This window comes from Moorena sp. SIO4A5 (genome assembly GCF_010672005.1).
In the GTDB taxonomy this organism is placed as follows: Bacteria; Cyanobacteriota; Cyanobacteriia; order Cyanobacteriales; family Coleofasciculaceae; genus Moorena.
Window position 1 is genome coordinate 1 of record NZ_JAAHHZ010000138.1, and the last position, 15,048, is coordinate 15,048.

The 15,048-nt window shown below is 43.5% G+C and carries 12 protein-coding genes; 7 read left to right on the top strand and 5 right to left on the bottom strand.

The annotated features are described in order from the left end of the window. Positions 1 to 526, bottom strand: a 526-nt coding sequence (locus F6K57_RS28395; RefSeq protein WP_293071705.1) for an aldo/keto reductase, incomplete at its 3' end; no start/stop codon positions are given. Positions 527 to 1,201: 675 nt separating this feature from the next. On the opposite strand from F6K57_RS28395, the gene F6K57_RS28400 reads away from it, so the two are divergent. After that, positions 1,202 to 2,422, top strand: coding sequence for an RNA-guided endonuclease TnpB family protein (locus F6K57_RS28400; protein WP_293071706.1), 1,221 nt, complete (start codon positions 1,202 to 1,204; stop codon positions 2,420 to 2,422). A 93-nt stretch (positions 2,423 to 2,515) separates the two neighbouring features. Then, a complete protein-coding gene (gene cutA / locus F6K57_RS28405) occupies positions 2,516 to 2,836 on the top strand; it encodes a divalent-cation tolerance protein CutA (protein WP_293026556.1) in 321 nt (106 codons plus the stop codon). Here cutA and F6K57_RS28410 read toward each other — a convergent pair. Next, complete coding sequence (locus tag F6K57_RS28410) at positions 2,826 to 3,098, bottom strand: hypothetical protein (RefSeq protein ID WP_293071707.1); 273 nt, start codon at positions 3,096 to 3,098, stop codon at positions 2,826 to 2,828. The two genes, cutA and F6K57_RS28410, sit on opposite strands and share 11 nt — an antisense overlap. On the opposite strand from F6K57_RS28410, the gene F6K57_RS28415 reads away from it, so the two are divergent. Further along, complete coding sequence (locus F6K57_RS28415) at positions 3,086 to 3,262, top strand: hypothetical protein (protein WP_293047998.1); 177 nt, start codon at positions 3,086 to 3,088, stop codon at positions 3,260 to 3,262. The genes F6K57_RS28410 and F6K57_RS28415 overlap by 13 nt on opposite strands. Here the strand turns inward: F6K57_RS28415 and F6K57_RS28420 are convergent. Beyond that, positions 3,234 to 4,151, bottom strand: a complete 918-nt coding sequence (locus tag F6K57_RS28420; protein ID WP_293047995.1) for a Uma2 family endonuclease — start codon at positions 4,149 to 4,151, stop codon at positions 3,234 to 3,236. The two genes, F6K57_RS28415 and F6K57_RS28420, sit on opposite strands and share 29 nt — an antisense overlap. A gap of 347 nt (positions 4,152 to 4,498) precedes the next feature. Further along, entirely contained in the window at positions 4,499 to 5,146 is a 648-nt protein-coding gene (locus F6K57_RS28425) for a Uma2 family endonuclease (protein ID WP_293047990.1), read from the bottom strand. A 503-nt stretch (positions 5,147 to 5,649) separates the two neighbouring features. Between F6K57_RS28425 and F6K57_RS28430 the strand changes: the two genes are divergently transcribed. The 3 genes from F6K57_RS28430 (at position 5,650) to F6K57_RS28440 (ending at position 8,695) form a co-directional block, all read left to right on the top strand. Then, entirely contained in the window at positions 5,650 to 6,585 is a 936-nt protein-coding gene (locus F6K57_RS28430; protein WP_293040986.1) for a phosphorylase, read from the top strand. A 275-nt stretch (positions 6,586 to 6,860) separates the two neighbouring features. Then, positions 6,861 to 7,001 carry a hypothetical protein gene (locus F6K57_RS28435; protein WP_293025493.1) on the top strand — a complete coding sequence of 47 codons (141 nt, stop codon included), beginning with the start codon at positions 6,861 to 6,863 and terminating at the stop codon, positions 6,999 to 7,001. Between the two features lie 14 nt (positions 7,002 to 7,015). Continuing rightward, positions 7,016 to 8,695: a glycosyltransferase family 39 protein gene (locus F6K57_RS28440; RefSeq protein WP_293071708.1), complete on the top strand. Its 1,680-nt coding sequence runs from the start codon at positions 7,016 to 7,018 to the stop codon at positions 8,693 to 8,695. Positions 8,696 to 8,735: 40 nt separating this feature from the next. Here the strand turns inward: F6K57_RS28440 and F6K57_RS28445 are convergent, their stop codons facing one another. Further along, on the bottom strand, positions 8,736 to 9,086 hold the full coding sequence (locus F6K57_RS28445) for a hypothetical protein (protein ID WP_293025491.1): 351 nt from the start codon (positions 9,084 to 9,086) through the stop codon (positions 8,736 to 8,738). Between F6K57_RS28445 and F6K57_RS28450 the strand changes: the two genes are divergently transcribed. After that, positions 9,079 to 15,012 (top strand): translocation/assembly module TamB domain-containing protein, encoded by a 5,934-nt coding sequence (locus F6K57_RS28450; protein ID WP_293071709.1) that lies wholly within the window; start codon positions 9,079 to 9,081, stop codon positions 15,010 to 15,012. The two genes, F6K57_RS28445 and F6K57_RS28450, sit on opposite strands and share 8 nt — an antisense overlap. The last annotated feature ends 36 nt before the right edge of the window (positions 15,013 to 15,048 follow it).

The following is a 15,048-nucleotide window of genomic DNA, read 5'->3' on the forward strand; positions in this document are numbered from 1 at the left end:
ACAGAGAGTAGGGAGGCTGCAGGCTATCAATTCGTCCGTACTGAGAAGCTTCTGCTAACTGGCTGCGGGAAAAATTGGAGACTCCAATTGCCCGAATTTTGCCTTGCTCTTTCAACGTATTGAGAGCGCTCATGGTTTCCTCAATTGGCACTACCTCACTTCCCAAGGTGCCAGAAGGCCAGTGAATCTGGTAGAGGTCGATATAATCTGTCTTCAGATTTTTCAAGGAACCCTCACAAGCCTCGATCACCTGGTCATATTTAAGATGATTAGCACACACTTTGGTAGCATAAACCAGTTGGTCGCGTACCTCTGCTAGAGCCTGACCAACAATTTGTTCCGAGTGACCCTTCCCGTAAAGTTCTGCAGTATCAACCGTAGTTATCCCCGCCTCAAATCCTGCTCGCAGCCCTTTTATGGTCTCAGCATCTTCAATGCCTACCCACCTAGATTTACCGGCCTGCCAAGTGCCCATGATAATCGGGGTGATTTTTACCTCCGAAGTCCCTAAGGCTCTGGTTTCCATCCTTAACTCCTTTAACTTTTTCGGCCTTACTTAATCATGGAATGATTTTAAGAGTTTTCTGGAATGGGCATCAGGCGTGGAATGGGCATCAGGCGTGGAATGGTCATTAGGCGTAAAATGTGCATTAAATGTTAAATGTGTATTAAACGTGTAATAAACATTAAGTGTGTAATGGTAATTAAGTGTGGAATAAGCATTAAGCGTGGAATATGCATTAAGCGTGGAATGGGCATCTTGCCCGTTACAATTTTCCGGCAGGCAGGATGCACCCCACCAAAACGAGACGATCGCCCATTCATACTCTAATTCAGCAACGTCATAATTCTAAGGGTTTTCTGTATAAAACATTAATTTTAACAAAACTCGCGGAATTCCCCACCCTCTTTCAGGGTGGGGATGCAGGGTAAGCGCAAGAATCAATAAGCCTAGGCTTATTGATAAAAAAACCGCGCCATTCTCAACAAATTAATTCTATTGCGAGTACAGTTCTACGAGATTATAGGGGTTTCGAGCCACGATCAACCGATATCCACCCAATGCACATTATGGGCATTTTTTTCTTGCGCTTACCCTGGGTGGGGATGGATAGCGAGCCAGGAAATTCATCTTATACCTTGACATCTTACTAGAAAATATATATACTATTAAGCAAGGTCGATAACGAAGTTGAGTGCAGTGAAACATAAAGCCGTCAAAGTTAGAATTTATCCCACGAAAGAGCAAGTTCAAGTGTTAGCTCAAAATTTTGGATGCGCTCGTTGGTGGTGGAACTATGCTCTGAATCAGTGCATAGAAACCTACAAAGAAACTGGCTTTGGGCTAAAGCAATCTGCACTAAACTCTATGTTGCCGAAACTTAAGAAACAAAAAGAGACTGAATGGCTAAAAGATTGTTACTCTCAGGTCTTACAATCTGTGAGTCTCAATCTTAGTCGTGCTTACCAAAATTTCTTTGAAGGTAGAGCTGAATACCCTAGATTCAAATCGTACCATCACCGTCAATCAATCCAGTATCCCCAAAACGTAAAACAGGTGGGTGATTGTCTTAAATTCCCTGGAAAACTGGGAATCGTAAAGGCGATAATTCATCGCCCACTGGACGGAGAGATCAAGACTGTAACAGTCAGCAAAACTCCTTCTGGAAAGTACTATGCTTCTGTCCTGATGGAGTATGAAGGCGCTAGTGTGGAATCCTGCACCAGTGGGAAGGTAATCGGTATTGATTTAGGCATCAAAGATTTTGCTATTTCTTATGACGGCGAAAAGACCTCTAAATTCAGTAATCCTAAGCACCTGGCTAAGTCCGAAAAAAAGTTAGCCAAAAAACAGCGTATTGCTGCCCGAAAGAAAAAAGGAAGTAGTGGACGCAAAAAGGCTAGAAAAATTGTAGCTAAGGTATACGAGCGAATTGGAAATGTCCGCCAAGACTACCTACACAAGTTATCTAGAAAGATAGTTGATCAGAATCAAGTAGTGGTAGTCGAAAACCTAAACGTCAAGGGCATGGTTCGTAACCATAAATTAGCTAAAGCAATATCTGATCTGGGTTGGGGAACCTTTGTTAATTTTCTTTCTTATAAGTGCGAAAAAGAGGGAAAAGTATTGGTTGAAATAGATCGATGGTTTCCTAGCTCCAAAACCTGTTCTAATTGTCATTACCGAATTAAAGAGTTGCCACTGGATGTTAGAACCTGGACTTGTCCAAGCTGTGGAACTTCCCACGACAGGGATGGTAATGCGGCAAAGAATATTAGAGCAGAAGGAATCAGAATGCTATCCTCCTCTGGGACGGGGGAGGTTAACGCCAATGGAGAAGAAGTAAGACCAAGACGTGGACGCCCGTCCAAGTTAAGGCATTCTTCCGTGAAGTTGGAAGCCACGACCTCTACAAAGTAGGTCGTGGTAGTTCACCCGTTTTCTGTGTAAAACATTTTAAAGTGCGGAATCTGGTTTAATATATTCCCGGGTCAAAAAAAATTGAGCAAAAGCATGAACATCGTTTTAATCCTTGTCACCTGTCCTGATAATGCTGTTGCCCATGATCTGTCTAATCAGCTTCTCCAGCGTAGAGAGGCAGCATGTGTGAACATTATTCCCGGGATCTCTTCAGTTTATTGGTGGGAGGGTGAGGTTGAGTCCTCTTCTGAAGTGCTGCTAGTAATCAAAACAACTACGGAGCTGATCTCTAAAGCAGAGCAGACTGTAACTAATTATCATCCCTACGATACCCCTGAATTTGTGGTACTAAGTACACAGCATGTCAACGAACAGTATGCAGCTTGGCTGATTAATAATGTCGCTATTGCCTAAAATCCGGTAATTTCTGGCAATAGTTGGGGCGTTGCGTCAGTCTTCGAATGAATAGGAGTAGAGTGGGCATCCTGCCCGCGCGAAAATAAGGAGGAAACTGGCAAGATGCCAGTTCTACACAAGATGCCAGTTCTACACAAGATGCCAGTTCTACACAAGATGCCAGTTCTACACAAGATGCCAGTTCTACACAAGATGCCAGTTCTACACAAGATGCCAGTTCTACACAAGATGCCAGTTCTACACAAGATGCCAGTTCCACCAAGATGCCCATTCCACAAAACTATTAAAATCCTTCCATTATTAAGCAACGCCATAGTTATAATTATATCCTTATTCCCGATTCCCGATTCCCGATTCCCGATTCCCGATTCCCTAGCAGAAGGAAGCTATGTTTTTATAACTGATTATCTGAACATGATCTAATTTCCTCCCGATCAACTCCAGTGATATTAGCAACTTGTTCAACATCCATCCCTGATTGCAACAGATTGACTATAATCTGTTTCACTTGTTGCTGGGCTTGTTCTTTTGCTTCCCGTTCCTGTTCGGTATCAGTCAGAAGCCAATTTCCCGAACCATCACACCAGCGCAACCAATTACGAGTTATGCCAGCATACTCTCCCCACCACAATCCCACACCTATGTCTAGTTCTGGAATCCAAATCTGGGGTGGGTCAGCTAAAATCCCTTGCTCTTGGTAACCAGCTCCGATTAATTTGAAAAACCGAATTTGGTTGGTATAGCGACTAAACACGAGATAATAAGGTACCCGTAATCGTTGCTCATAGACTTCCCACTTGGAAGGAATAGTTTGATGGGTACGCTCACTGCTACTATTACTAGTTTTATTACTATCTTGTAGTTTAATCTTATCACTATTTCCATCAACTCTTATAGATGCTTGAGATTCTTGATCTAGGTTATCCCCCAAGTCGTCTTTTGCAGTTGTCGGTGATAGCAATTCTACAATTATAAAGGGATTAACTCCTTCTTGCCAAATTACATAGCTAGATCTAATATCAGTGCCTTCGTATAAACGGGGAACTCCCACTACTAAAAACCAATCCGGGCGTTTATACCATTGAGGATGGCGCACATCATAGTAAAGATTTAAATCTGTACCAATAAATACTTCCTCAGAAGGGTAATACTGACAACGAAAGGTGCGACTTAATAATTCTGGTTGTAAATCGTGAAATTCGTCTGCCAAACCAGGTTCCTCCGGATTCTCACTTGGCAGGTCATACATGCTAGGTAGCGTTTCTTTAGGAGAGGCAGGAGCTTCACTTTGGGGAATCAAGTTTTTAGTCATTTTTTTAGGGAGTAGGGAGTAGGGAATCGGGAGTAGGGAGTAGGGAGTAGGGAATCGGGAATCGGGAGTAGGGAGTAGGGAATCGGGAATAGTAGGAAAGATATCAGAGTTGTTTTTATTATAAAAAATTATTGAACATAAATTTATTATAATTTATTTGTTGTAATTTCAATTTATAGTCTTATTTTTTGAATGTTAATCGCTAATATTATAACGTTTATTATCCTGATCAGGTACATTCAATTTTCTTCCCCCTGCTCCCTGCTCCCTGCTCCCTGTTCCCTGTTCCCTGTTCCCTAAAATCCAGAAATTGTATACCTCACCCAATTGATAACTACTATAAAACTTCAATCCAAATTATTTTGTTTTCTAACCCAAGCCCTAAACGCCCGTAATGTTGCTGTTTCGCCATCGACTAAACTTTGGTTAATAAACCTAGGAATAGCATTCAAAGGCATCCAAGGGAAGGTTGGACTCTGATTTACTTGATTATAAATTAAAATCGGTTGTTGTAGCACAAAAACTTCTAATTTTTGTCCATTATAACGCCACAATTCAGGGACACCAAGCGCTGCATAAATAGGACGCTTATCTAAAGAACCACTGGTGATATCGACTTCTAAGACTAAATCAGGCGGTGGGTCATGATCTAAATTAATGGTTTGCTTATGTCTTACCAATGGCTCATTTTGGAGATAGTAACAGGAGTCAGGTTCTGCACCTTTTAACCGTGTTTCTCGCTTAAGAGTCAAGGAGCCAAAGGTTTTGATAGTTAGATTTAATTCATCAGCGATCGCACCAATCAAGCGTTCAATAAAGCGGTTATTATTTTCATGGGGGCCTAAGGGAGTCATAATTTCTAATCTTCCGTCATCGTAAGCCAAGCGAGTGGAGCGGTCTTCTCCTAATTCTGTGAGTAATTGTTCAAAGATATGCCAACTGACATTGTTGCAAATTACCCGCTGTTCAGCCAGTTCATAATTTCCTGTGATCATGGGATGGGATTACCTCTTTAGGATTACTTTTATATATAGCAGTGCTCAATTGGTTGAGGGACTTTTTACTGGGTTTTAGGGAGTAGGGAGTAGGGAGTAGGGAGTAGGGAGTAGGGAGTAGGGAGTAGGGAGTAGGGAGTAGGGAGTAGTAGCAAAGGGGTCAGTTTTTTTTATTATAAATTAATTTTACATTTTGTTTCAACTAAATATGGTAGTTTATATTTTTAAATAGTTACTTTATTTTAAATTTATAGGGTTATTTTTTTTTACGTTAATCAATAAGATAATAGCGTTTATTATTCTAAATAGGTACAGTCAACTTTCTTCCCCCTGCTCCGAAGTCCCTGCTCCGAAGTCCCTGCTCCCTATTCGAGGTTTAGTTTAAGCATTTAGCTGACAGCTGACAGCTGACGGCACCTCAAGCAGCGTGCGCGTAGCGCATAGGCTTGCTTTTTGACAAATGATTTAAAATTGCCATAGAAGCTGAAGGAAATGCGATCGCTATGACTCAGGAACAACCAATTGCCGAAGGAACACTAGTACTAGAACCAGGTACATTGTGGCCGAAACTGAAAGCACAAACTGAACACGCTATTGAATGTAAAGCACTCCACTCCATAGCGACAGAATACGAATTCGTAGAACAGGAGGGTATTCGCTTCCTGGTGCGGATTTTGTCTAATCTGGTACGGAAAGACAAAGCCAAAAAGAAGCAAGAGGAAAAAACAGCTACTTCATCCAAGGATTTCAACCCTTTTCTTCCCTACGAACAAGATTTATTTGTAGCAGACCTTTCCGACACCCACCTGTGTCTGTTGAACAAATACAACGTAGTTGACCATCACCTGCTGATCATAACCCGTGCTTTCGAGGAGCAAGATACTTGGCTGACTTTGCAGGATTTTGCTGCTATGTGGGCATGTCTTGCCGAAATTGATGGCTTGGCATTCTATAATGCTGGAAAGATTGGTGGTGCGAGTCAACGACACAAGCACTTGCAACTAGTTCCTCTGCCCCTAGCCCCTGAAGGAGTTAACATCCCGATCGAAAATGCGATCGCATCAGCTAGCTTTCAGGACTCTGTTGGCACCATCCCAACCCTACCCTTCATCCATGCTATTGTTCAGCTTGACCCTAGTTGGGTAAAATCCCCGTGGGATGCTGCTCAAGCCACCCTCAAGTTGTACCATAGATTACTTAGTGCAGTCGGCTTGCCATGGAATAATGCCAATGGTAACAAGCAATCCGGTGCCTACAATCTCCTCGCCACAAGGCAATGGATGTTGCTTTTACCCCGTTCTCAAGCAGATTTCCAGTCAATTGGTGTCAACTCCCTCGGATTTGCCGGAGCTCTCCTAGTCCGAAACCAAGAGCAAATGAAACGTCTGAAAGACCATGGTCCCATGACAATTTTGAGAAACGTTGCCGTTAATTGGTAATTAAGGAAAGGGAATAGGGAATAGGGAGTAGGGAGTAGGGAGTAGGGAGTAGGGAGTAGGGAGTAGGGAGTAGGGAGTAGGGGGAAGAAACTTGAATGTATCTCATCATGATGAAAAACGCTATAATACCCAATTGTTAAGTATTAATTTAAAATTAGTATTTTTATAGTTATACAGTGCGTTGATCGCAGTTATGAGGTACAGTCATCTTTGATGCTAATTCCCTTAAAACCATCTTTACTATAGCTATTATAAATATATCATGAGCAATCTTGATGATTGCTCATAACATCAAAAACTATTTGGATCTCTTTCCTATTTCTGCCTGCTCCCTGCTCCCTACTCCCTACTCCCTACTCCCTGTTCCCTGTTCCCTATTCCCTGTTCCCTTTGCTATAGTTTCAATTATCCCCTAATTATCGTAGTTAGCATGATCAATAAAATTACTCTTGATTCTATCTGGTTCAGAAATTTACTGATCATCGTAATCGTACTGGGAGTAGTCTTTAGATTTTACAACCTAGACCGTAAAGTTTACTGGTACGACGAGACAATGACCTCCATTAGAATTTCTGGTCACACTCGAACCGAACTAGTAGAAACAATTTTCGATGGTCAGATTATCAGCGTAGAAAAATTGTTGAAACAGTACCAATTTCCTAATACTGAAAGAGATATCAATGACACTATTAATTCCCTAGCCGGTAATCCCGAACATTCTCCCCTTTACTACCTAATGGCTAGGTTATGGTTACAAACCTTTGGCAATTCCGTAGGAACGATCAGACTGCTATCAGTAATAATTAGCTTATTAGCATTGCCCTGTGCTTACTGGCTGTGCTTAGAACTATTTGGTTCAAAATTAATCGGCTGGGTAGCTGTTGCCATAATTGCTATTTCTCCCTTTCATGTTTTGTATGCCCAAGAAGCCCGAGAATATAGTTTATGGACCGTTACCATTTTGCTTTCTAGTGCAGTCCTATTATGGGCAATGAATTATTATAGGAGAAAGCAATTCATCAAAAAAAATTATCGATGGATTATCTATAGCTTTACTGTTGCCTTAGCACTTTATACTCACCCTTTCTCAGCCTTTGTTTTAATTGGACAGGGATTGTATGTATTAATTACCGAAGGTGGTCGGTGGAGTAAGCGGGTAACTAGCTATTTACTAGCCTCCTTAGGAGGAATACTGCTATTCTCACCTTGGCTAATCATTGTTATCACTAATTTATCCAAATTTATCGCTAATACTGACTCAGTTAATCATAGTCGTTCAGGCTTCTTACCCCTATTTTGGACCTTAAACCTCAGTCGGATTTTCTTTGATGTTAACCAAGGCATCCATCCTTTGAGTCCCCTCCACTATCTAAGTTTATTTTTAGCAGGCTACGCCCTCTACTATCTTTGTCGTCAAGCTCCTCAGCATGCTTGGGTATTTATTATTACCTTAATTGGAGTGACAGGAATTGCTCTAATCGGTCCAGATGTGCTATTAGGTGGTCGCCGTTCTAGCATTACTCGCTATGCTATTCCCTGTTATCTAGGCATTCAGTTAGCTATTGCTTATTTCCTGACAACCGAAGCCAAAAACTCAGGAAAATATACCAAGGGAATGATTGATGGAAATTTAGCAAATCCCGAAGATAGGCAAAATCAGCAAGTAAGGGGTGACCATGACATAGTGCCCATGGTAAAAACCCGACAAAATCCTAAAACTTGGAAGTCTATAGCAATTGCTCTGGCATTTAGCGGCATACTCTCCTGTATAGTCAGCTCTCAACTGCCAGTTTGGTGGCACAAGAGCTATGCGAAGAGTCGCAATAATCCCCCGGTAGCAGCTTGGATTAATCAAATCCCACAACCACTCTTGATCAGTAATGAAATTCCCGGTAGGGTTCTATCTCTGTGTCATCTACTTCGTCCGGATGTACAGCTGATGTTATTGGATAAATCCAATAGCTCTACCAACATCCCGGAGATTCCGGAGGGTTTCGAAAATGTTTTACTTTATCGACCGTCAGAGGAATTGCGCCAGGGAATTGAAACCACCTATAAGTATAGCGTTAAACCTACCGATCAATCTTGGCTCTGGAAACTATCAAGATAGGGATCTTCGTCAGATCAAAAAAGTAGTAGTATTATCTGCCTTATCCCGAGTTGCATTCACACCATTGGGACACAGCACCTTCTTCCATCTCCTCCCCCTCTTCCCCTTCTTCCCAATCATGATTGGGAATGGTGAGATCCTCTTGAAAAGCACTTGGTATTCGGCACCTATAACTGATACCCCTACTCCCTGTATTTCCCTGATAAATTAAGATGACGATGCCCCCATATTCCCTCGGAACTCCAGTTGTAAGGTGCAAACCAATCAAGATGAGTAACTCTCCCAATCCTGGTAATCTACCAGAGCCTACTCCGGAAAATACTCCAGAACCTACGGTAAGTACAGGTTTTTGGCAGAGGCTGCTACGTCCGGTCTTCATGCTTATGGTCATGATTCTAGTTTCTGGGATAGGGGGCGGAAGCCTTTTTGCTTGGTATTTCATCCAGAAGCAATTAGCACCAACGGTAGAGAAAAATTTATCTAGCTTTCTTAACCGGAAAGTCAATGTCGGACCAGTGGAGGGCTTTTCCCTAAATGGTGTAAGGTTTGGTTCTTCGGAAATACCAGCTACCCCTACGGATCCCGATCATCTTGTTACCGAGGCAGTGAAGGTAAGCTATAACCCCGTTAAACTGCTGTTTACCAGAACCCTAGAACTAGATGTAACCCTAGTTGAACCTAATATATATGTTGAACAGGACAAAGATTTAAACTGGGTGTCTACAGCATTTACACAAACTGCCCAAGATTCTGCGTTTAAGGTAGACCCAAAGGTGGTGCGGTGGCGGGATGCGGATGTGGTGGTGGTGCCAAGATCTCAAGTGGGCATCAAAGAACCACCGATGAGATTTACTGAGGTTCGGGGGAAAAGTAAATTTCTCGACGGAGGTCAGCTGATTCGCTTTGATGTAAATAGTCAGCCGTTAACTGGGGGAAATTTAAAGGTTAAGGGAGATTACCGCCTCTCTCAAGAAAAAACTGACTTGCACCTTGATGTCGATAACGTGAGTGCGGCAGAGGTTAGTAAAGTACTTCTGATTCCCCTGAAGCTTCAAGGGGGTAAACTGGGTGGCAACCTGAGAATACAACGGAATAATGCTGAACAGCCTTGGCAGTATTGGGGTACGATTAACTTTTCCGACACCACCGCCCGCTTAGAACCCTTGCCCCAACTGTTCACTGAAAGCAAAGGTAAGCTGAGCTTTCGAGGGAGTCAGATTTGGCTCAATAACATAACTTCCCGATTCGGTCAAGTACCTGCCCAAATTGGGGGAATGCTGGATATTGAGTCAGGGTACAAGCTCAGAGCAACAAGCGAACCGGTTCAGATACAGCAGTATGCACAGACCTTTGGCATCAAAGAGCTACCAGTAACTACTTTAGGTAAAGCACAGGCTACGTTTAAGGTCACTGGAGCTATCGACAACCCGATTGTGATTGGAGAGGCGTTTACCACCACTGCCGCCACCCTTGACCAGGTGAACTTCAGCTATATTACTGCTGACTTTACCGTTATTAATACTGAGCTGGCCATTAGAAACTTGCAGGCAAAACCAACAGTGGGTGGCTTAGTCACAGGCAAGGGGGATATCAAATTTATGGATCAGGGGGGGGCAGTATTTGATCTCAAAGCTGTGAATGTGCCAGCGAATGCGATCGCAAAACAGTATGGATTTAATCTACCCATTCCTCTGGGTCGAATTTATGGCAGAACCCAGATCTTTTCTCCCCTTGACAAGCCCGAGAATTTTCGTGCCACTGGTTATGCTAATCTGCCCATCGGTGATGGTGTTCTCAGAGCTACTAATTTTCAAGTGGGGGCTGGGCGCTGGCAGGGGTTAGTAGAAGCTAAGAATATTTCCGTGGCACCAATCCTAAAAACCTTGCCTGCACAATCTCTACCGCCACAATTCTCCGGACCGTTCAATGGTCAATTTAATCTGTCCGGTCGCCTTGATTCTTTCCAACCAGAAACCCTCCGTGCCAGCGGTTACGGCAGCGTGACGGTTGATGGTGGTACCTTGCGTGCTACTAATGTAAAACTGATCAATGGTGGTTTTTCTACCCTAGTCCAAGCCTCTGATATTCCTCTAGAAGCCTTAGCACCAGTACCCTCTGAATTTAAAGGTCCCATCTCAGGGGAGTTGACTATCTCAGGGAATGTCAAGTCTTTTAGTCCTAGCACGATTACCGCTAGTGGGTCTGGTAGTTTAGATGTCGCAGCAGGGACTATTAAAGCTGATGCGATCGCGATCGCTAAAGGCCAGTTCCAAGCTCAAGTAGTCGCATCCAATCTCAAGTTAGGTCGTCTCGCACCAATACCACCGCAATTCAACGGTCCAGCGTCCGGGGAGTTTACCATCTCAGGGAATGTGGATTCGGTCAGTCCTAGTACCATTACCGCTAGTGGGTCTGGTAGTTTAGATGTAGCAGGAGGAACCATTAAAGCTGATGCTGTCGATATCGCTAAAGGCAACTTCAAAGCTCAAGTAGTTGCATCCAAGGTCAAGTTAGGTCGTCTCGCACCAATACCTCCGCAATTCGACGGTCCAGCTTCCGGGGAGTTTACCATCTCAGGGAATGTGGATTCGGTCAGTCCTAGCACCATTACTGCTAGTGGGTCTGGCAGTTTAGACCTAGCAGGAGGAACCATTAAAGCTGATGCTGTCGATATCGCTAAAGGCAACTTCAAAGCTCAAGTCGTAGCATCCAATCTCCAGTTAGGTCGTCTCGGACCAATACCATCGCAATTCGACGGTCCAGCGTCCGGAGAGTTTACCATCTCAGGGAATCTAGATTCGGTAAGTCCTAGCAGTATTACTGCTAGTGGGTCTGGTACTTTAGATGTGGAAGGGGGTAGAATTCAGGCTTCTCAAATCGATATTGCCAATGGTAACTTCCAGGCCAAGGTACAAACCTCTAAGCTCGACTTGGGTGCTCTTGCTCCGGTCCCGCCCCAATTCAATGGCCCTCTTTCCGGGAATGTCACTGTCTCTGGTAATCTAACTAATTTAACCATTGACGCCATTAAGGGCAAAGGGTCTGGACAACTCAAGGTTGCTGGTGGTCAATTACTAGGAACAGCTGAGTTTAGCAATGGTAAATTTCAGGGAGTTTTCCAGCCTACTAATCTCAAGTTGTGGGAGATTAATCCTGATTTACGAGGACGTCTCAATGGCAGTGTCAATATTTCTGCTCCGTTGCTATTGACACCAGATACAGCTCTGTCAGCAATCCAAGCTAAGGGTAAGCTGAATTTTAGTGAAGGCATTTCTATACTTGAGCGTTCCCTAGCCACATCCTTTGACTGGAATGGTCAAAAGCTAGAGATTAAAGAAGCCACAGCCGAGGGATTCAATGCTAATGGTTTTGTCAATCTAAACCCAGGCAGTCAGGGCTTACAAGCAATTAAGACCTTTGATTTCCAGGTACAAGCACAGGATTTGAATTTGCAACGATTACCGGCTGACCTGCCTGATGCGTTCAATTTAGGAGGCTTAGTCGGTTTTAACGGTCGCATTGCTGGTACTCCTCAAGCTCCGACAATTAACGGTGACTTAAGACTGCGGTACTTTTTTGCTGGTCCCCTGGAGTTTGAATCCTTACTGACAGGTCGAGTGAGTATAGCACCAAAGTCAGGGGTAAATCTCCAGCTAGCAGGTAATCAAGACAAACTGGAGGTGGTGCTAAACCCCAATTACCAACCCGTATCCTTTTTGCTGCAGTATCAGAACAAAACTGCTACTGGGATTCGGTCAGGGGATGAGCTACAAATGACCGTAAAGAATTTCCCCATCAATACCATTAAGAGTCTGGCTTTGAGTAGTGGTATGGTAGACGGGAAAAACCTCGAACCATGGTTAAGCAAACCCTTGGCGGGAGAGATATCTGGGCAGATTGGTCTCAACCTCAAGACCTTTGGGTCATCCGGTAAAATTGCGATCGAAAATCCCATCTTTGACAACCTCAGAGGTAAGCTGTTACAAGGCTTTTTCCAATACCAGCAAGGGACGATGACTCTGACCAATGGCTTGTTTGAAAAAGGTAAAAAAGGTGATAGTCAATACTTATTTGCTGCCAACGTCACCCAAACCCCCAACGGACCAGAATTTAAAGGAGAACTCCAGGCTAAGCTCGGAGAAATCCAGGATGTTCTGACTACCCTACAACTATTTGAGATCACTGACCTAGGTCGAGGCTTGCAAGCGCCCGTCTACGGCACAGCCGCTGATCTTGCCGTTACTGGAGTAGGTAACCCACAAAATAAGCTCAAACAACCTCTGCGGCGGATGTCAGAAATAGTCACCCTCCTAGAGAAGCAACGCCAGCAGCGTCAAGAGAGCTTTCTGTTACCAGAGCTTACCGAGATCAATGGTGGTTTTACTGGCAGTATCAGTATGGAAGGTTCAGTCAAAGATGGCATCCGTGCCAAATTTAATTTCCAAGGGGAAAACTGGCAGTGGGGTTCCTATAAAGCTGAGACAATTATTGCCCAAGGGAATTTTGAAGAAGGGGTACTGAATCTTTTACCTGTGCGGATTCAATCGGGTCAGAGCCTAGCCACCTTGTCCGGTAGTATCGGTGAACAAGGTCCATCGGGTCAGCTCAAGCTAAAGAACGTCCCGGTTTCCCTGATTAGAGAAGTGTTCAAATTTCCAGCTTCTGTTGGTTACGGAGGATTTGTTGATGCCACAGCGGACTTTTATGGAAGTCTAAGCAATCCCCAAGCTAGGGGAGCAATATCTGTAGTGGATGCCAGCCTAAACCGAACACCCCTCGAATCCATCAAAGGCAGCTTTAGTTACAACAATGCGCGGTTGAACGTCTTTGCCCAAAGTTTTCTGACCAAAGAGTCTGAACCCCTAACTGTAAATGCCAAAATCCCCTACAAGTTACCCTTTGCCGAAGTAGAGCCAGAAAATCGGCAAGTTAGTGTACAACTGACGGTTCAAAACGAAGGACTTGCCCGATTGAACATGCTTACCAATCAACAAATCACTTGGGTTGATGGTAAAGGACAAGTAGATTTAGATATTTCCGGTACCTTTGACCAAGACCAAGATTGGCGAGAGCAACTGGAGCAACTTACCGTTATTGGTAACATTAATGTACAAGACGCTACCATTGCTGCCCAAGCCTTACCGGAACCCCTGACAGAAGTTAATGGCAAAATCCGGTTTAACTTCAACCGGATGGAAATTGTAGACACCTTACAAGGGAATTTTGGTGGTGGTAAATTAGTAGCGGTAGGGAATTTGCCATTGCGAGACCTAGCTAGACCATTAGAGAATCCCCTCACCGTTGACCTGAATCAACTAGCCATCAATCTCAAAGGGATTTACAGTGGTGGTGTTCAAGGTCAGACCATCATTACTGGGACTCTGTTTAATCCTAGAATTGGTGGTTACATCGAATTGTTTGATGGTCGAGTACCGATTTCTGAATCTCAAACTGCCCCGATCGGGAGTAGCGGATCGGCTGGTGACGAACTAATCGAGTTCAATAACTTACAGTTAACCTTAGGTAAAAATATCCTAGTTCGACAGCTACCAGTATTAGATTTTCTCGCCAGCGGTACCCTTCTAATTAATGGGGACATGAGCGATATTAGACCAGAAGGAACCATTCAGCTGCTGCGCGGTCAGGTCAATCTCTTTACCACTCAGTTTCGTCTTGATAAAAATTACAACAACAACGCTCGATTTGTAGCCACTCTTGGCAGAGACCCAGAGTTAGATGTGCAGATGGTGGCATCAGTAATTGAGTCTAGGAAACAACCCATTACCAGTGAAACCTTTGCTAATGAAATTAGCGATAGCCCAACTAATTTTGGCACTACAGAAACTATTCGGGTTCAAGCAAAAGTAAAAGGGCGAGCAAGTCAGCTCTTTGACCGAGTGGAACTTAATAGTATGCCAAAACGTAGTGAAGGGGAAATTGTTGCTCTATTAGGGGGTGGCTTTGTGGATACCTTGGGTCGAGGCAATACTACCTTGGGTTTGGCAAACCTGGCTGGCTCAGCACTACTGAGTAATGTCAGCAACCTGATTGGTGATGCCGCAGGATTAGATGAGTTTCGCATTTTCCCTACTACAGTTACAGATGATAATAGACGCACTGATAGCTTAGAGCTAGGTGCTGAAGCAGGAATTAATATTACTAATAATTTATCATTTTCGTTGTTAAAAGTGTTAACTACTGATCAGCCAATTCAGTACAACTTGCGCTATCGAGTTAATGAAGAAGTTTTGCTACGCGGCGCTACAAATTTTTCAGATGATACTAAGATAATTGTCGAGTATGAAAATCGATTTTAATTAGAATTAAGAATTAAGAATTAAGAATTAAGAATT

What these genes read in the sequence shown, in the direction of transcription:
- cutA (WP_293026556.1), top strand. Translation starts at nt 2,516, where the DNA reads ATGAACATCGTTTTAATCCTTGTCACCTGTCCTGATAATGCTGTTGCC.
- F6K57_RS28415 (WP_293047998.1), top strand. Translation starts at nt 3,086, where the DNA reads ATGCCAGTTCCACCAAGATGCCCATTCCACAAAACTATTAAAATCCTT.
- F6K57_RS28420 (WP_293047995.1), bottom strand. Translation starts at nt 4,151, where the DNA reads ATGACTAAAAACTTGATTCCCCAAAGTGAAGCTCCTGCCTCTCCTAAA.
- F6K57_RS28425 (WP_293047990.1), bottom strand. Translation starts at nt 5,146, where the DNA reads ATGATCACAGGAAATTATGAACTGGCTGAACAGCGGGTAATTTGCAAC.
- F6K57_RS28430 (WP_293040986.1), top strand. Translation starts at nt 5,650, where the DNA reads ATGACTCAGGAACAACCAATTGCCGAAGGAACACTAGTACTAGAACCA.
- F6K57_RS28435 (WP_293025493.1), top strand. Translation starts at nt 6,861, where the DNA reads ATGATTGCTCATAACATCAAAAACTATTTGGATCTCTTTCCTATTTCT.
- F6K57_RS28440 (WP_293071708.1), top strand. Translation starts at nt 7,016, where the DNA reads ATGATCAATAAAATTACTCTTGATTCTATCTGGTTCAGAAATTTACTG.
- F6K57_RS28450 (WP_293071709.1), top strand. Translation starts at nt 9,079, where the DNA reads ATGGTCATGATTCTAGTTTCTGGGATAGGGGGCGGAAGCCTTTTTGCT.
- F6K57_RS28445 (WP_293025491.1), bottom strand. Translation starts at nt 9,086, where the DNA reads ATGACCATAAGCATGAAGACCGGACGTAGCAGCCTCTGCCAAAAACCT.